Below are 17,638 nucleotides of genomic sequence, written 5' to 3'. Positions count from 1 at the left end.
GCGCCCCGAACTGCGAGGTCGTCGCCCCCGGAGGCGGGTGACGCAGTTTTCCGTGAGGTGGAAGATTTCGGACGGCGGCGACTACTAGATACCCTCTGTTCGCGGGTATCACAGCCATATTGGTACGGCTTCCACGGCAGGGAAGCTACTCCTGCGCGGCGAAAATCCGGTAGCGGCGGGGCTGCAATCCGACGATATCGCCGGTCTGAAGCTCGCGATCCCGCGGCGCGTCGATCTCGATCACCGTCTCGCCGTCGCCCGCCGACAAGGCGACTTCGGCACGCTGGATCGGCCCGAATGTCCTCACATGCCGCACCGCGCCGTCCAGCGAACCGCTGCCGGCCGGGCCGACCTGCATATCGTGGCGGCGGACGAACAATTTCGAGAGCCCCGGGGAAACGCCGTCCGCCAAAATATTCAGCTGCTTGCCGCCGAGCCGCACGCAGCCGTCGTAAACCTCGACCGGCAGCACGATCGATTCGCCGATGAAGCCATGCACGAACGCGGTGGCCGGGTTGTCATAGACCTCGCCGGGCGTGCCGATCTGCTCGATGCGGCCCTTGTCCATCACCACCACCCGGTTGGCGACCTCGAGCGCCTCTTCCTGATCGTGGGTGACGAAGATCGACGTCACGTGGATCTCGTGATGCAGCGAGCGCAGCCATTGCCGCAGCTCCTTGCGCACCTTGGCGTCAAGCGCACCGAAGGGTTCATCGAGCAACAGAATGCGCGGCTCGATCGCCAGCGCGCGTGCGAGCGCAATGCGCTGGCGCTGGCCGCCGGACAACTGGCTCGGATAACGATTGGAAAGCCAGTCGAGCTGCACCAGATCCAGCAATTCCTTGACGCGCGCACGGATGCCGGCCTCGTCCTTGCGAACCGCGCGCGGCTGCACCCGCAGGCCGAACGCGACGTTTTCGAACACGGTCATGTGGCGGAACAGCGCATAGTGCTGAAACACGAATCCGACGTGGCGCTCGCTGGCGGCGTGGGCCAGTGCATTTTCGCCGTCGAACGAAACCTCGCCGGTATCCGGCCAGTCCAACCCCGCGATGATGCGCAGCAGCGTGGTCTTGCCCGAGCCCGACGGCCCGAGCAGCGCCAGCAGCTCGCCGTCGGCGACTTTCAGATCGACGCCGTCGAGCGCGGCAAACGCGCCGAATTTCTTCACAATGTTCTTGACTTCAATCATGTTTGACTTCAATCGCCACGCGGCTGTTGTCCTTCGTCCAGATGTTGTTCGAGAATGGTTTTCGCCACCAGCGTGATCAGCGCCAGCATCGCCAACAAGGAGGCAATCGCGAACGACGAAACGAACTGGTATTCATTATAGAGGATTTCAACCAACAGCGGCATGGTGTTGGTCTCGCCGCGGATATGCCCCGAGACCACAGAGACCGCGCCGAATTCGCCCATCGCGCGCGCGTTACACAACAGCACGCCGTATAGCACACCCCATTTGATATTCGGCAAGGTGACGCGGAAAAACGTCTGCAAGCCTGACGCGCCGAGCGAGATCGCGGCCTCCTCCTCCAGCGTGCCCTGTTCCTGCATCAGCGGGATCAGAGCGCGCGCGACGAACGGAAACGTCACGAAGATGGTGGCGAGCGCAATGCCCGGCACCGCGAACAGCACCTGGATGTTATGGGCCTGCAGCCAAGGCCCCCAATAGCCCTGCCCGCCGAACAGCAGCACGAAGACAAGGCCCGAGATCACCGGGCTGACCGAGAACGGCAGATCGATCAGGGAGATCAGGAAAGTCTTGCCGCGAAACTCGAATTTGGCGATCGCCCAGGCCGCAATCACACCGAATACCAGATTGAGACTGACGGAAATCGCTGCGACCAACAGCGTCAACCTTATTGCAGACCACGCTTCCGGGTCGGACAGCGCGGAGAGATAGGCGCCGATTCCTTTGGAAAAGGCCTGCGCAAACACCACGACAAGCGGCAGCACGACAAAGACGACCAGGAAGATCACCGCAATCGCGATGATGACGATACGGACAGGTCTGGGCTCGGTACGCAGATCGTCCCGTGCTGAACTCAGGTAGGATTGAAGCTCGCTCATCTGCGTCCCGAACTTGTCAGCTGCGGCAGTGCGCACCCACTTCCATGGGGTGAGGGGGTACGGTCTATGGCTAGTCCGTAACCCCTCACCCGGATCGCTAAAGCGATCCGACCTCTCCCAATGGGAGATGTGAAGCAGGCTCGTTGCCGCGGCATTTCCAAGTTCATGGGTCGATCTCTAGTGCGCGGGAATGCGGGTTTGCGCCCAGCGCTGGATTCGATTGACCGCAAAAATGATCAGGAATGCCGCCACCAGCATCACGACGGCGATGGCGGTGGCATCCGCATAGCGGAATTCCGAGAGCCGGATCACGATCAGCAGCGGCGCGATCTCAGAGACATTCGGCAAATTGCCGGCAATGAAGATCACTGAACCGTACTCGCCGACGGCGCGCGCGAAGGCCAACGCAAATCCCGTCAGCAGCGCCGGGATCAAGCTCGGCAGGATCACCTTGGAGACGGTATGCCAGCGGTTGGCCCCGAGACTGGCGGCGGCTTCCTCGATCTCGGCGTCGAGATCGATCAGCACCGGCTGAACGGTTCGGACCACGAACGGAATACCGATGAAAATCATCGCAATAAAAATTCCGATCGGCGTGAACGCCACCTTGATGCCGAGTTCGGCGAGCGGCGCACCGAGCCAGCCCGTTTGCGCGAACAGCGAGGTCAGCGCGACCCCGGCGACGGCGGTCGGCAACGCGAATGGAACGTCGACGATGGCATCAAAGATGCGACGTCCCGGAAAGCGGTATCGCACCAGCGCCCAGACAACGATCAGTCCCATCACCAGATTGACGACGGCAGCGGCAAAGGCCAGGCCGAAGGAAATCTTCAGCGCATTAAGGGTGCGGCGGCTGGTGACGATGCCCCAGAACTGATCGAGGCTTAGTTCGAAGGTCCTCAGGAACAGACCCGCGAGCGGGATCAGGATGATAATGGAGAGCCATGTCAGGGTTAGTCCCATGGTGAGACCAAACCCCGGCAACGTGCTGCGTCGTCCCCCCGCTGCGCTCACAATGCCCCCTGCTACCGCCCCTCGGCCAGATCAGTTCTTATAGATCTGGTCGAAAACGCCGCCTTCGGCGAAGTGTTCCTTCTGCGCCTTGGTCCAGCCGCCGAAAACGTCGTCAATCGTGAACAGTTCGACCTTCGCGAATGACGCCTGGTATTCCCTGGCGATCTCAGGATCGCGCGGACGATAGGAATTGCGTGCGGCAATTTCCTGACCTTCCTTGGTATACCAGTATTTGAGATAGGCCTCGGCAACCGCGCGAGTGCCTTTCTTGTCGGCAACCTTATCGACCACGGACAGCGGGGGTTCGGCGAGAATGGAGAGCGGCGGCGACACGATCTCGAATTTGTCCTTGCCGAATTGGCGCTGGGCAAGGAATGCCTCGTTTTCCCAGGCCAGCAGCACGTCGCCCACGGCACGCTCCACGAAGGTGACGGTCGAGCCGCGCGCACCCGTGTCCAGCACCGGCACGTTCCTGTAGAGGTCGCCGACGAATTGCTTCGCCTTGTCGGCGGAGCCGTACTTCTTCAGCGCATAGCCCCACGCGGCGAGATAATTCCAGCGCGCGCCTCCGGATGTTTTCGGATTAGGCGTGATGACGCTGACGCCCGATTTAATCAAATCGTCCCAATCCTTGATGCCCTTGGGATTACCCTTGCGCACCAGAAACACGATGGTGGAGGTGTAGGGCGAGGCATTCAGCGGCAGGCGCTTCTGCCAGTCGGGGGGGATCAAACCCTTGCCGGCGATGGCGTCGATATCGTAGGCGAGCGCGAGCGTGACGACATCGGCCTGCAGGCCGTCGATAACCGCGCGCGCCTGCGAGCCGGAGCCGCCGTGCGACTGCTTGATCTCGACGCTCTTGCCGGTTTCCTTTTGATAGGCGGCGGCGAAGGCCTTGTTGAAATCCGCATACAGCTCGCGCGTCGGATCGTAGGATACGTTGAGCAGCGTCACGTCGGCGGCAAACGCAGAACTCGCCCAGAGCAGTCCGGCGAGGATCGGCAGAATACGGCGAACCATCTCAATCTCCATTCGGCTTGATGGCGATCGTCATCAAACGCAGACGGCTATAACTCGGGAACAAGCGGCCTCAAGTCAACGGAACTCCGTTCCATTGTTCGCGGCGCTGCAGCGTCGTTATCCTACGAAGTCTTGATCCTACGAAGTCTTGGCCGTATGGATGCCGCATTCCGTCTTGGCTCTACCGCGCCAGCGGCCCGCGCGTGCATCTTCGGCCGCCGAGGTTCGGCTGGTGCACGGCATGCAGCCGACCGAGAGATAGCCCGATGCCGCGAGCGGATGCGGCGGCAAATTGGCCAGCGTGTAGATCGCCTCGATCTCTTCGCGCGACGCGTTTGCGAATGGATTGAATTTCAGCCTGAGGCCGTCATCCTCAACGACAGCAATCTCGGCACGGAGACCGCCCTGAAAACGCTTGCGCCCGTTGATCCATGCGCTGAACGGCGCCAAGGCGCGCTTGAGCGGTTCGACCTTGCGAATGCGGCAGCAGGCGTCGGGATCGGAGAACCACAATTCCCGATCGGGATCCTCGCGCGACAGCGTCTCTTCCAGCGGCTTGATCGAACGAACGTCGCGCAGGCCGAGCGTCGCGATCAGGGTGTCACGATAGGCAAGCGTCTCCTCGAACAGCCATCCGGTGTCGAGAAAGATCACCGGGATGGCCGGATCGACATCGGCCATTACCTTGAGCAGGGCCGCCGATTCGGTGCCGAACGATGAGACCAGAGCCAGACGCTCACGGCCGACGGTCCGCAAGGCGGTTGCGATCACCTCGGCCGGCGACTGGTTGCGAAGCGCATGATCGAGTTGCTCGGCCGAAGGCGGATCGGGCGGGCGCGCCGTGCGCTCCGGCGACACCTGGTGTGCAACACCGTTCATTGGCTGGCACTTTCGGAATGGCGCAGTTGCATCCGCCGGTGAAGCGCGGTGATGCGGCCATCGCCGGTTGGCTGATAAAACACCGAGTAACGCTTCGACGTAGAGGCAAACGCCTCCGCGTCACTTGCCTTTTTCACCTCGAATGCATCGAACCCGGCGCGAAGCATGAAGACGAACTGGTCGCGCAGCACCTGGCCGGTGGCGCGCATTTCGCCACGATAAGCATAGCGTTCGCGCAACAGCCGCGCCTGGCTGTAGGCGCGGCCGTCGCGGAAGGTCGGAAACACCAGAGCCACCACGGCGAGGCGATCGAGATAGGGCACGAGATCATCGACGTCGCGGTTGTTCGGCCAGATGACGCCGGTTGGTCCACCGCGGCGCGACAGAGCCTCCGGATCATCGAGAAATCGCGCGGCGGAAATCAGGATCGCGCCGTCGGCCGGAATTGGCGCATCGTCCGCGACGCAGACGAACGCATCCGCGGTGATTTTACCGTTCTTGACGAGTGGCATAAACGCGCTCCCTGAATGGTTCGACGCCAAGCCGCTTGACCGTATCGACGAAAAGCTCATCGGGACGGGCGCGCAGCGCGAGGTAGGCTTCGACGATATCCTCGACCACGTCGGCGACTTCACCGTAAGGCACGGCGGGTCCGATCAACGTGCCGACCGCGGCGTTTTCGTCGGCGCGGCCGCCGATCGTGATCTGATAAAACTCCTCGCCGTTCTTTTCGACGCCGAGAATGCCGATGTGGCCGACGTGATGATGGCCGCAGGCGTTGATGCAGCCGGAAATATTGATGTGCAGCCGCCCGATCAGATTGGCGGTGTCGTGGTTGGCAAAGCGCCGCGTCAACTCCTGCGCGATCGGGATCGAGCGCGCGTTGGCAAGCGAGCAATAGTCCAGCCCCGGGCAGGCGATGATGTCGGAGACCAGGTTGACGTTCGGCGTCGCGAGGCCGAGCTTGTCGAGCGACCGCCACAGCGCCGGCAGGTCGCGCCTGGCGACGTGGGGCAGCGCGAGATTCTGCTCATGCCCGACGCGGATTTCGCCGAAGGAATATTTGTCGGCAAGATCGGCCAGCCCGTCCATCTGGTTGGCGGTGGCATCGCCGGGCGGCCCGCCGACCGGCTTCAGCGACAGGGTCACGATCGCATAGCCCGACACCTTGTGAAGCGCGACCGAATTCTTGCGCCAGGCCTCGAAATGCGGATCGTGCGCCGCCTTCTTCAATTCGTCCGGCATGTGCGGCAGCTTTTCGTAAGCCGGATAGGCGAAGCGCGAACGGATGTCCTCGATGACGGAATCATCGATCGCCAGCGCGCTGCCACGCATCTGCAGCCATTCTTCTTCGACTTCCTTTGCGAATTTCTCTATGCCGAGCTCATGCACCAGGATCTTGATGCGCGCCTTGTAGATGTTGTCACGGCGGCCGTATTGGTTGTAGACGCGCAGGATGGCCTCGACATAGCTCAGCAGATCGTGGCCGTGCACGAACGGTTTTATCGTCTTGCCGATGAAGGGCGTGCGGCCGAGCCCGCCGCCGACCAGCACCTCGAATCCGGTTTCGCCGTCTGCATTCCTGTGAAGCCGTAACCCGATGTCGTGAATCTTGATCGCCGCGCGATCGTGCGCGGACGCGGTAATGGCGAATTTGAACTTGCGCGGCAGGAAGGAGAATTCCGGGTGCAGCGTCGTGTATTGCCGCAACAGCTCGGACCAGATACGCGGATCCTCGATCTCGCCGGGCGCCACACCGGCCCATTGGTCCGACGTGACGTTGCGTGTGTTATTGCCGGACGTCTGCATGGCATGAATGCCGACCTCGGCGAGATCGGCCAGCGCATCCGGCAATTCGGCGAGCTTGATCCAGTTGAACTGGATATTTTGCCGCGTGGTAAAATGTCCGTAGCCGCGATCATAGCGGCGCGCGACATGCGCCAGCCGCCGCAATTGCTTCGACGATAGCGTCCCGTAGGGGATCGCGACGCGGAGCATATAGGCGTGCAGTTGCAGATAGACGCCATTCTGCAGCCGCAGCATCTTGAATTCGTCCTCGGTGAGTTCGCCGGACAGCCGGCGCTTCACCTGATCGCGAAATTCTGAAACCCGCTCGTTGATGAGCGTGCGGTCGAGTTCGTCATATGCGTACATGATGGACTTGCCTTACGCCGAAACCGGAAGATCGATGGTGACGCCTGCCGCTCGGATATGTTCACGAAGATTGCCGGGCTTGATCTCGCCGGTGTCCTTGATTTCGACCGGCGCGATGTAGGCGCCGATGGCGCCGACATCGTCGGCGACCGATTCGGCGAGCAACGACCGCGCCTCATCGGAGGTGCGGACGATCGCGGCATCCGACAAAGCGGCCGACCAGCCCCGGGCAGAGGTGCGGTAGATCACGACACCGTCCCAGGTACGGTTGCCGGTCACCACCGACGGGCCGGTAATCTTGATTTTTTTCTGTTCGAGGGGAGAGGTCATTCGGCAGCTACCTGAAAATAGGAGACAAGTTGGGCGAGGTTCGATTGACGCCATGGCGCAGAATGCGCGACCACGTCGCCGATAATGAGAATGGCGGGACCGTTATCGATCTTTTCGATCAGCGCCGGCAAATCATCGAGCGTTCCGACAGAAGCTTGCGCATCCGGCCGCGTCACCCGCGCGAACACGCCGACCGGCGTTTGCGGCGAGCGTCCCGCCGCCAACAGGCCGTCGCGCACCGACGGCGCCGCAGTCATGCCCATATACACGACCACCGTCATCTTGTCGTCCGTCAGCGTCGACCAGTCGACGGTTTCGGCATCTTTGGCCTTGTGGGCGGTGAGGAAGGTGACGCGCAGCGCCTCGTGCCGCAGGGTGAGCGGCACTTCGAACTGTGCGGCGGCGGCAACGCCCGCGGTAATTCCCGGCACGATCGAATAGGCGACGCCGGCTTTTCGCAAAGCTTCAACTTCCTCGCCGCCGCGGCCGAACACAAAGGGATCGCCGCCCTTGAGGCGCACCGCGCGCTGGCCTGATCTCGCCGCCTCGATCATCAATCTGTTGATCGCGTCCTGGCCGATGCCGGGCTTTCCGACGCGGCGGCCGACCGGCACGCGCGACGCATCGCGGCGCGCACGATCGAGAATTTCTAAGGAGACCAGTTCATCGTAAAAAACAACGTCGGCATCCTGCAGCGCCCGCAGCGCCTTGATCGTCAGCAAGTCCGGGTCGCCCGGACCGGCGCCGACCAGCGTCACCCTGCCCTCGGCCCGACCTGACGGCTGCGCGCCGGCGAAAGCCGAGGGATCAGAGATATCCTTCAGCGCCGCTTCCGCCTCGTCCTTGCGCCCCTCGAGAACCAGCGCACCGATCGGGCCATCGACCACGCGTTCCCAGAAACGGCGGCGCAGCGCGAACTCCGGAATGCGATGGTGGATCGCCTTGCGCCAGCGGCCGATAAAGGTCGCGAGATCGCCGATTCCAGCGGGCAGCGCAGCTTCGATGCGCTCGCGGACACGGCGCGCCACCACGGGCGAGGCTCCGCCGGTGCCGACGGCAACCACCACGTCACCGCGATCGACAATGGCAGGAAAAATGAAAGTCGAATGCGCGAGGTCGTCCATCACATTCACGGGCAGGCCGACCGCCTTCGCCCGCGCCGACATCGCCGTGCCGATCTCGCCAGCGCCGGCGCACAGCACCGCAATCACCCCGCGGAGATCCGCGGACAAAGGATCGCCTTCAGCCACCTCGATGCGTGCCGCGTCGGCCGCGGCAATGCCGCTCACATCATGATTGCCGTCGGTGGCGAACCAGCGGATGCGTGCCCCCGCGGCTGCCAGCAGGCGGAGTTTCGCGCGCGCCAATTCTCCGGCGCCAACGAGCAGCACGGGACCGGCTTGCAGATCGAGAAATACCGGCAGAAATCGCATGCGATACTCGCTTCCCCATTTACCGGGTTGACTGGAATGATTTTCTATATATGTCTCGTTCAATGCCCGCAAAGAGAAAATTATTTCTTCTCTACTGCGGCGCAACCATAGAATTTTCGCCTTCAAAGGCCAAGAGCTAGAGATGCATCTTTTCGAGAACGATTCCGCGAAAGACCGCTTGGCTTGGGCGGACCCCGCTGAGAGACCCGCAGCCCCACAATTTTCGGCCGAGGCGCGGGCCCATCAACCCACAATGGATCACCTCGACGCGCTCGAAGCGCAGAGCATCTACATTTTCAGGGAAGCGTTTGCGCGGTTGAAGAAGCTCGCGCTGCTATGGTCGCTCGGCAAAGATTCCAACGTGATGATCTGGCTGGCGCGCAAGGCCTTTTTCGGCCGCGTGCCGTTCCCCGCATTGCACGTCGATACCGGCAAGAAATTTCCGGAGATGTACGCATTTCGCGATCGCTACGGCGGGGAATGGGAGCTCGATCTGAAGGTAGAGCCCTGCCCGCCGCTCGAGACCATCGATCCGACCTTGCCGCCGGCGGCGCGATCGGCGGCGCGCAAGACCGAAGGGCTGAAGCTCGCGCTCGCGAAATTTGGCTTCGACGGACTGATCGCCGGCATCCGCCGCGACGAAGAAGCCACCCGCGCCAAGGAGCGGGTGTTCTCGCCGCGCGGCCTGGAGGGCGGATGGGACGTGCGCGATCAGCCGCCGGAATTCTGGGACCAGTTCAACGCCTCGCCGCCACCGGGCGCGCATTTGCGCATTCACCCGATCCTGCATTGGACCGAAGCCGATATCTGGGCCTACACCAAGCGCGAAAACATTCCGATCATTCCGCTTTACCTGGCGAAGGACGGCAAGCGCTATCGCTCGCTGGGCGATCAGGACATCACCAATCCCGTCGCTTCGACCGCCTCCAGCATCGAGGAAATCCTGATCGAGCTCGACGGCACCAAAGTGCCGGAACGCTCCGGCCGCGCGCTGGATCACGAGACCGAAGACGCCTTCGAGCGGCTGCGCGTCGCCGGCTATCTCTGACCCGAGATCGAGGTTGAGTGATCAGATGAACATGTTCGTCCCCACCGCGGTATCAGCGACGCCCAACGGCACCACACGCCCGCAGGTTCGCATCGTCATCGTCGGCCATGTCGATCACGGCAAGTCCACACTGGTCGGGCGTCTGCTGCATGAAACCGGCAGTTTGCCCGAGGGCAAGCTCGAAATGCTCAAAGCGGTCAGCGCCCGACGCGGCATGCCGTTCGAATGGTCGTTTCTCCTGGACGCGCTGCAGACCGAGCGGGACCAGGGCATCACCATCGACACGACGCAGATTCGCTTCCGCACCGGATCGCGCGACGTGGTGTTGATCGACGCGCCCGGCCATGCTGAATTTTTGCGCAACATGATCACCGGCGCCTCACAGGCCGACGGGGCGCTTCTGATCATCGATGCGCTGGAAGGCGTGCGCGACCAGACGCGGCGCCACGGTTATCTGCTGCATCTTCTTGGCGTCAGACAGGTTGCCGTTGTCGTCAACAAGATGGACCGGGTCGATTTCAGCGCGGCGCGATTTAGCGCGATCAGTGAGGAGATTTCCGCGCATCTGATCGGCCTTGGCGTCACGCCCTCGGCGGTGATCCCGATTTCGGCGCGCGACGGCGACGGCGTTGCCGAGCACACGGCGAACATCCGATGGTATGGCGGTCCCACCGTGGTCGAGGCGCTCGACGCGCTTGAACCCGCGCGGCCGCCGGAAGCGCTTGCGCTGCGGCTGCCGGTGCAGGCGATCTACAAATTTGACGACCACCGCATTGTAGCGGGACGGATCGAGTCCGGCAGTCTTGCCGCCGGAGACGAGATCGTCATCATGCCCGCGGGCAAGATCGCGAAGATCCGCAGCGTCGAGGGTTGGCCGGTGACGCCGGTCGGGGAACGTCAGGGCGCCGGGCGATCGGTCGGGATTACGCTTGACCGCGAACTGTTCATCGAACGCGGCGATGTCATCGCCCATGTCGGAACCAGCCCGCGCGACACGCGCCGAATTCGCGCGCGCATTTTCTGGCTGCACGATAAGCCGTTGGCGACCGAGGCCTCTATCCTGGTCCGGCTCGGCACGCGGGAAACCCGTGCCACCGTGGTCGCAATTGAAAAGGCGGTCGATCCCGGCGAGCTCTCGAGCGTGGAGAACAAGTCCATCGCGCGCAATCACGTGGGCGAGATCGACATCTCGCTGGCGCATCCACTCGCCGCCGATCCCTACACCGACAATCCGCGCACCGGACGCCTGGTGATCGAAGTCGCGGGCCGCATTGCCGGCGGCGGTTTGGTGCTGTCGGTCGATGCCGGACAACGCGCTATTCCCGTCGACATCGTACCGGTGGAATCCGCACTGCGCCCGGACGAGCACTCCGCACGTTATCTCCACAATGGCGCGGTGCTCTGGCTGACGGGACTGCCGGGCTCCGGAAAATCGACGCTGGCGCGCGCGCTGGAACGCCGGCTGTTCAGCAATGGCGGTTCGCCGATTCTGTTGGACGGCGATACGCTGCGCGCCGGCCTTAACAGCGATCTCGGTTTCGTCGCGCAGGATCGCACCGAGAACATTCGCCGGCTGGCCGAAGTCGCCGTTCATCTCGCGCGCAACGGGCACATTGCAATCGTCGCCGCGGTCTCGCCGTCGGCGGAAGATCGGGCCGCCGCACGCCGCATCGCCGACACCACGTTCCGCGAAATCTATGTCGCGACGCCTGCCGAGGTCTGCGAGAGCCGCGATCCCAAGGGCCATTACGCCAAGGCGCGCGCCGGCGCGCTGCAGGCTTTCACCGGGATCGGCAATGATTACCAGCCGCCCACGAACAGTGAGTTGACGATCGATACCTCGACGCGCTCGGTCACTGACGCGACCGACGAGATCGAGCGGATGCTGGTGCGGACGGGGATTCTGTTCGACCAGATCGTCGACCTCGCCGCCAATATCTGAACCCTGTCAAAGGTTTTCGGCAGCCCTGGTTACGGGCAATCCAGACCCGCCAAAGGCCTTCTCACAGCCCCGGCTTTGGCGCTAAAAGGGCCCTGAAATAGTGACCCTTCGTAGGGCGCTTTTACCGTTTGTCCCCCTGAAAACAGCGCGCTAGCCGCCGTTTGTCGCGAGAAATCCCATCATGAACCGTATCGATGCCCACGGACTGAAGATCGCCCCTGTTTTGTTCGATTTCATCGCCAAGGAAGCGACGCCCAAAACCGGAATTTCCCCCGACGCGTTCTGGACGGGGCTGTCTGCCATTGTCCGCGACCTTGCTCCGAAAAACCGGGAGCTGCTCGCGGTGCGCGACGCCTTGCAGGCGAAAATCGACGGCTGGCATCGCGCCAACAAGGGCAAGCCGTTCGACGTGAATGCGTACACGGCGTTTCTCAGGGAGATCGGCTATTTGCTGCCGGAGCCGCCCACCCAAAAGGTGGAGACGGCGAACGTCGATGAGGAAATCGGCAAGATTTGCGGACCGCAGCTGGTCGTGCCGCTCACCAATGCGCGCTACGCGCTGAACGCCGCCAACGCGCGCTGGGGCAGCCTTTACGATGCGTTCTACGGCACCGATGCGATACCGCACGCGGCCGGCGAGAGCGGCAAGGGCTTCAACAAGGCGAGAGGCGCCAAGGTCATCGCCAAGGCAAAAGCCTTTCTCGATTCCGCGGTGCCGCTGGCGACCGGAAGTCACACCGACGTGACCGCCTATAGCGTCATCGCCGGCCAGCTTGCCGTCAACCTGAAGAGCGGCAACGCCACCGCGCTGAAATCCACCGATCAGTTCGCCGGCTACCAGGGCGATCCGGCTGCACCTTCCGCGATCTTGCTGATCAACAACGGCATGCACATCGAGATCAAGATCGATCGCGGCCACATGATCGGCAAGGACGATCCGGCCGGCGTTGCCGATATGATTCTGGAATCGGCGGTCAGCACCATCCTCGACATGGAAGACAGCGTCGCCGCGGTCGATGCCGAAGACAAGGTGCTGATCTACCGCAACACGCTGGGTCTGATGAACGGAACGCTTTCCGCCGATTTTGAAAAAGGCGGCAAGACGCTCACGCGCGCGCTCAACCCCGATCGCGTCTACAAGGCGCCGGACGGAAAAGAGCTAAAGCTGCATGGCCGCAGTCTCTTGCTGATGCGCAATGTCGGCCATCACATGTTCACCGATGCGGTGCTCGACTCCGCCGGCGCTGAAATTCCGGAAGGCATCCTCGATGCCGCCGTCGCCGGCCTGCTCGCGATCCACGATCTCAAAGGGTTTTCGAAAACACGCAACAGCCGCACCGGCTCGGTTTACATCGTGAAGCCGAAGATGCATGGCCCCGACGAAGTGGCGCTGACCTGCGAACTATTCGACCGGGTCGAGAAAATATTTTCGCTGCCCGAGAACACCATGAAGGTCGGCATCATGGACGAGGAACGCCGTACCACGGTCAACCTCAAGGCCTGCATCCAGAACGCCTTGAAGCGCATCATGTTCATCAACACCGGCTTCCTCGACCGTACCGGCGACGAGATTCATACCTCGATGGAAGCGGGTCCCATGATCCGCAAGAACGACATGAAGTCCCAGCCCTGGATCAAGGCCTATGAAGACTGGAACGTGGATGTCGGCCTCATCTGCGGCCTGCCCGGTCACGCCCAGATCGGCAAGGGCATGTGGGCCGCGCCCGACAAGATGGCGGACATGCTGGCGCAGAAGATCGCTCACCCACAGGCCGGCGCCACCACCGCCTGGGTGCCTTCGCCGACCGCCGCGACGCTGCACGCGCTGCATTATCACCAGGTCAACGTACAGGCGCGCCAGCAGGAACTGGCCAAGGGCGGCCCGCGCGCCAAACTTTCGGACATCCTCACCATACCGGTATCGCAGTCGAACTGGGCACCCGACGACGTGAAGCAGGAAATCGACAACAATTGCCAGGGCATCCTCGGTTATGTCGTGCGCTGGATCGATCAGGGGGTCGGCTGCTCCAAGGTGCCTGACATCCATGACGTCGGCCTGATGGAAGACCGCGCCACCCTGCGTATCTCAAGCCAGCATCTGGCGAACTGGCTGCATCAGGGCGTCGTCACCAGAGAGCAGGTGATGGAATCACTGAAGAGAATGGCGGTGGTGGTGGACGGCCAGAACAAAGGCGATCCGCTGTACCGGCCGATGGCGCCCGGTTTCGACGGCGTCGCGTTCAAGGCGGCGTGCGACCTGATTTTCGAAGGACGCGAGCAGCCGGACGGCTACACCGAATTCATCCTGACGGCGCGGCGCCGGGAAGCCAAGGCGAACCACATCTGATCGGCCCAATCAGTTTCCAGGTCGACGCGACCGGCGTCAGGCCGCACGCACCGTTGCCAGGAACTTCTCCACCTCGAGTTTGAGCGAACTGCCTTCCTGCGACAGCGAGAGGGCGAAACCGTGGACCTGTTCCGCCGCCGCCTGGGTGTTTGCCGACCCGAGACTAACGTCTGCAAGGCAGCCGCCAACCTCGGTTGTGCCCTGCGCGGCTTGTTGGACGTTGCGGGCAATTTCCTGTGTCGCGGCACTCTGCTCTTCGACAGCCGCGGCGATGGCGGTGGAAATCTCGGAGATCTGCCCGATCGTCGCGCCGATTGATTTGATGGCGGACACTGAGTGCTGCGTGGCAGATTGCATCTGCGTGATCTGCGCTCCAATCTCCTCGGTGGCCTTGGCCGTTTGGGCAGCAAGCTCCTTGACCTCCGATGCGACGACCGCAAAGCCCCGGCCTGCCTCACCGGCGCGCGCCGCCTCGATTGTCGCATTCAGCGCAAGGAGGTTGGTTTGCTCGGCCACAGCAGCAATCAGCTTCACGACTTCACCGATGCGACCGGCGGATTGCGATAGCTCGGCTATCCGCTCATTGGTCTGTTGCGCCTGACGCACGGCAGCGTGGCTAATGTTTTCCGATTGCTGCACCTGTCGTCCGATTTCGGTGACCGAACAAGCCATTTCCTCCGATGCGGCGGCGGCCGAGTGCGCACTCGCCGATGAGCGATCCGATGCGGATGTGGCGGCGGCCGTGAGTCTATGATTTGTTTCCGCCGTCCTGGTCAGGCTAGCCGCGGCGAGCTCGATTTCGGAGGATGCTGACGACACAGCCTCAACGATCTTTCCGATCGCTTGCTCGAAGCCATCGGCGACGCAGCCCATCGCAGCCTTGCGATCCTCCTCAGCCTTTTGCTTCAGGCCTGCCTGCTCGGATTCCATCGCCTGAACGCGCAAGGCATTTTCCCTGAAAACCTGCACGGCCCTGGCAATGGCGCCGACTTCGTCCGCCCGATTCAAGGACGGTATCTCGATGTCCATTCTCCCACCGGCTAGCCGCGCCATCACGCCCGTCATCCGGGTCATCGGCTGAATCACGCCCAAACCGACGCCGAAGAGTCCGCCGCCAATGATCAGGAAAACCAGGCCTGAGATGCCCCACAGGACGATCGTGAAGGTACTTACGCGTTGGGTAGCGCCGGCTTCAATTGCTGCATTATCGTCATTGGTTTTTTTAACGATTTCATCGATTAGCGCACGGTGGGCCAGATAGGCGGCTGTGATCTCGGAATAGGACTTCGCAGCGGCGGCCGCATCGCCCTTGGCCAAGGCTGGCAGAAACACTTGCTCGATGGCGGCCCAAAAGCGCTGCACCTCGCGATGCGAATCCTGAACGAGCCTCGCCTTGATCGCGGCATCGAGGTCCGATTTCAACCAGAATTCGTGGCGCTCCTCGAACTCCTTTTTCAATCGAGCGAGACGGTCTCGACGGGTGGCAAGCTCAGCCGGATTATTCAACGCAAGGGTTGCTTCAAGGTACGATTCGATCACGTATTCCGGGGGAGGCAGGATGTCGGCCACAAGATCGTTGCCGAGCTTGATCTTGTTGTAGAGCGGCCCGCCCACCTTGAGTTCGCTGAGGGCGTAAATGCCGGTGAAAACCACCGCTCCCAAACCGGTCGCCGTGACAAGACCGAACAGCACCATGGCGCGCGCGATCGATAAGCGAAGCTTCATTGCCGTTATCCCAAATACAATTGCGGCTCCGGCCAAAGCCCGAGCCAAAAATGAATCTCTTCAAGAGAAGACTATCCGCCACTCACGTTAACTTTCAGTGTGTCTTCGCGCTTCATCCGTCCCACAGATAGAGCTCAAGTGCTGTTGACCGATTAGCCTGGAGCTCTTTGGAGCCCCGTATAAATACGGAGGCTGATGAACCATGCCGGTCGGAAATCCGCGGTGTTCGGCGCCGCCGATGAGCCCTATCGCAAAATCAGTACCCACTTTTTGCTGATCGCACTTTGCGGGAACGTTTGGATTCCCCGCCCGTTAGAAGTCCATGTCGATTCAGGAGGAATGACGATGGATTGGAACCGGGTTGAAGGCAACTGGAAGCAGTTCAAGGGGAAAGCCAAGGAGAAATGGGGCGAACTGACCGACGACGACCTCAATGTGATCGAGGGTCGCCGCGACCAGCTCGAAGGCAAGTTGCAGCAGCGCTATGGCTTCGCCAAGGATCAAATCCACAAGGACGTCGACGACTGGTTCAAGTCGCTGAAATAAGTTCGTGTCTTGGAGTTTGTGTCTTGGAGAATGCAAAAAGCCCCGGCGGAGCCCCGGGGCTTTTTTGTCAGGCCTGCAGCAGCGGCCTTAGAACACCGCTAGATACTTCAGCAAAGAAACGATGCCGATGATGATGACAACGACGCGCGCGATCTGTTTGGCGCGACCATCGAGCGGCAACATGTTGATGAGATAGAGAACCAAAATAATAACGAGAAAAGTGATCAAAATACCGATGAGTGCGGACACGGTCTCGTCCCCCTTGTTTGCGACGCCCGTTCTTGGCCTGTCGCGCACTACTAGAACCGCCCGCCCGGTCAAAAGTTCCTGTCAGGGAACCTTCCAAAAAACTACACTGTTATCAGTACTTTATCTCACCGTAGTCTTTGGGGGAAATCCGCGCTGCCTAATTTCAGCTTGCGGAGATTTCCGCTCGGGGACCTAAGCCGCTGGCTAGTCCGGCGGCCTGTCACTCCGCCGCCACTACCGGCACGCGCTGATAGCGCGCGCGGATCTTTTCCGAGACGGGCGAGAAATTCAACGACGCACCGCGCTTGTCGGCGCTGCGGCCGGCAACCATCAGTCCGTCGGCACCGGCGACGATGTCACCCTTGCGAAGTGTCGGATCGTTCTCGATCTTGACCGGCGCCAGACCGGCCTGGTCCTTGCCGTTGCAGGTGCATCCCGCGACCAGCTCGTTGCGATAGCGAAACGCATTCGGCAATTCGGAATAGGACTGGCCGTGCTCGGTCGCGGCATGATCGATACTGCTGCCATAGACCACTTTGGTTTCGCTCGCCGGGCAGAAGCTGCTGCAGGCTGCTGCGCGGCTTTGGCTGTCGGACGACGAGATCGGAAAATAGCGTCCGTCGCAGGTACGCACGCAATAGGCCTGCGAGCCGAAATAGCCGGCACGCGGAGGTGCCTCGTTTTGTGGGGCGAAGGGACCGCCCTCGCCCACAAACGGCGACCGGATCGCAGGCGGACGCCACCGACCACCTCCGAACGCGCTGAACAAGGCAGAGAGAAAGTCTTCGGCTTGCGCGGCGGGAGCCGGCGCCAGCGCGCACAGCGCCGCCGCCGTCGCGCCCAACGCTACCTGCCTGCGTGATCTCCTGACCATGTTCGCC

General features: G+C 62.0%; 16 protein-coding genes. 4 read left to right on the top strand and 12 right to left on the bottom strand.

The annotated features are described in order from the left end of the window. Positions 1–145 precede the first annotated feature (145 nt). The 9 genes from N554_RS0100630 to cysG all read right to left on the bottom strand — a co-directional run bounded on the left by N554_RS0100630 (position 146) and on the right by cysG (position 8,900). The gene (locus N554_RS0100630) at positions 146–1,192 is read right to left on the bottom strand and encodes a sulfate/molybdate ABC transporter ATP-binding protein (RefSeq protein ID WP_029581692.1); all 1,047 of its coding nucleotides are present in this window, start codon (positions 1,190–1,192) and stop codon (positions 146–148) included. 8 nt (positions 1,193–1,200) lie between these two features. Further along, on the bottom strand, positions 1,201–2,070 hold the full coding sequence (gene cysW / locus N554_RS0100625; protein ID WP_029581691.1) for a sulfate ABC transporter permease subunit CysW: 870 nt from the start codon (positions 2,068–2,070) through the stop codon (positions 1,201–1,203). 177 nt (positions 2,071–2,247) lie between these two features. Continuing rightward, positions 2,248–3,054 carry a sulfate ABC transporter permease subunit CysT gene (gene cysT / locus N554_RS0100620; protein ID WP_081851055.1) on the bottom strand — a complete coding sequence of 269 codons (807 nt, stop codon included), beginning with the start codon at positions 3,052–3,054 and terminating at the stop codon, positions 2,248–2,250. 60 nt (positions 3,055–3,114) lie between these two features. Next, positions 3,115–4,116 (bottom strand): sulfate ABC transporter substrate-binding protein, encoded by a 1,002-nt coding sequence (locus tag N554_RS0100615; protein ID WP_197033384.1) that lies wholly within the window; start codon positions 4,114–4,116, stop codon positions 3,115–3,117. A gap of 126 nt (positions 4,117–4,242) precedes the next feature. Further along, entirely contained in the window at positions 4,243–4,983 is a 741-nt protein-coding gene (locus N554_RS0100610) for a phosphoadenylyl-sulfate reductase (protein WP_029581688.1), read from the bottom strand. After that, the gene (locus N554_RS0100605) at positions 4,980–5,495 is read right to left on the bottom strand and encodes a DUF934 domain-containing protein (protein WP_029581687.1); all 516 of its coding nucleotides are present in this window, start codon (positions 5,493–5,495) and stop codon (positions 4,980–4,982) included. The genes N554_RS0100610 and N554_RS0100605 overlap by 4 nt, the downstream gene beginning before the upstream one ends. Beyond that, positions 5,473–7,137, bottom strand: coding sequence for a nitrite/sulfite reductase (locus tag N554_RS0100600; RefSeq protein ID WP_029581686.1), 1,665 nt, complete (start codon positions 7,135–7,137; stop codon positions 5,473–5,475). Before N554_RS0100600 ends, N554_RS0100605 begins: the two co-directional genes overlap by 23 nt. A 12-nt stretch (positions 7,138–7,149) precedes the next feature. Beyond that, a complete protein-coding gene (locus tag N554_RS0100595; RefSeq protein ID WP_029581685.1) occupies positions 7,150–7,467 on the bottom strand; it encodes a DUF2849 domain-containing protein in 318 nt (105 codons plus the stop codon). Further along, a complete protein-coding gene (gene cysG / locus N554_RS0100590) occupies positions 7,464–8,900 on the bottom strand; it encodes a siroheme synthase CysG (protein ID WP_029581684.1) in 1,437 nt (478 codons plus the stop codon). Before cysG ends, N554_RS0100595 begins: the two co-directional genes overlap by 4 nt. Before the next feature lie 253 nt (positions 8,901–9,153). Between cysG and cysD the strand changes: the two genes are divergently transcribed. The 3 genes from cysD to N554_RS0100575 all read left to right on the top strand — a co-directional run bounded on the left by cysD (position 9,154) and on the right by N554_RS0100575 (position 14,237). After that, the gene (gene cysD, locus N554_RS0100585; protein ID WP_029581683.1) at positions 9,154–9,948 is read left to right on the top strand and encodes a sulfate adenylyltransferase subunit CysD; all 795 of its coding nucleotides are present in this window, start codon (positions 9,154–9,156) and stop codon (positions 9,946–9,948) included. A gap of 25 nt (positions 9,949–9,973) precedes the next feature. Beyond that, the gene (gene cysC / locus N554_RS0100580) at positions 9,974–11,890 is read left to right on the top strand and encodes an adenylyl-sulfate kinase (RefSeq protein ID WP_029581682.1); all 1,917 of its coding nucleotides are present in this window, start codon (positions 9,974–9,976) and stop codon (positions 11,888–11,890) included. Positions 11,891–12,071: 181 nt separating this feature from the next. Next, complete coding sequence (locus N554_RS0100575; protein WP_029581681.1) at positions 12,072–14,237, top strand: malate synthase G; 2,166 nt, start codon at positions 12,072–12,074, stop codon at positions 14,235–14,237. A 36-nt stretch (positions 14,238–14,273) separates the two neighbouring features. On the opposite strand, the gene N554_RS0100570 is transcribed toward N554_RS0100575, so the two are convergent. Then, a complete protein-coding gene (locus tag N554_RS0100570; RefSeq protein WP_029581680.1) occupies positions 14,274–15,962 on the bottom strand; it encodes a methyl-accepting chemotaxis protein in 1,689 nt (562 codons plus the stop codon). A gap of 345 nt (positions 15,963–16,307) precedes the next feature. Here N554_RS0100570 and N554_RS0100565 point away from each other — a divergent pair, with 345 nt between their 5' ends. Then, complete coding sequence (locus N554_RS0100565) at positions 16,308–16,508, top strand: CsbD family protein (protein WP_029581679.1); 201 nt, start codon at positions 16,308–16,310, stop codon at positions 16,506–16,508. An 87-nt stretch (positions 16,509–16,595) separates the two neighbouring features. On the opposite strand, the gene N554_RS35205 is transcribed toward N554_RS0100565, so the two are convergent. Together N554_RS35205 and N554_RS0100555 are read right to left on the bottom strand one after the other, a co-directional pair. Then, complete coding sequence (locus N554_RS35205) at positions 16,596–16,757, bottom strand: Thivi_2564 family membrane protein (protein WP_156041708.1); 162 nt, start codon at positions 16,755–16,757, stop codon at positions 16,596–16,598. 220 nt (positions 16,758–16,977) lie between these two features. After that, positions 16,978–17,631 (bottom strand): DUF2865 domain-containing protein, encoded by a 654-nt coding sequence (locus N554_RS0100555; protein WP_029581678.1) that lies wholly within the window; start codon positions 17,629–17,631, stop codon positions 16,978–16,980. Between the last annotated feature and the right edge of the window lie 7 nt (positions 17,632–17,638).

The organism is Bradyrhizobium sp. URHD0069 (assembly GCF_000701345.1).
In the GTDB taxonomy this organism is placed as follows: Bacteria; Pseudomonadota; Alphaproteobacteria; order Rhizobiales; family Xanthobacteraceae; genus Bradyrhizobium.
Note: the sequence above shows the minus strand (reverse complement) of the source record. Positions and strands in the feature narration are given on the sequence as shown.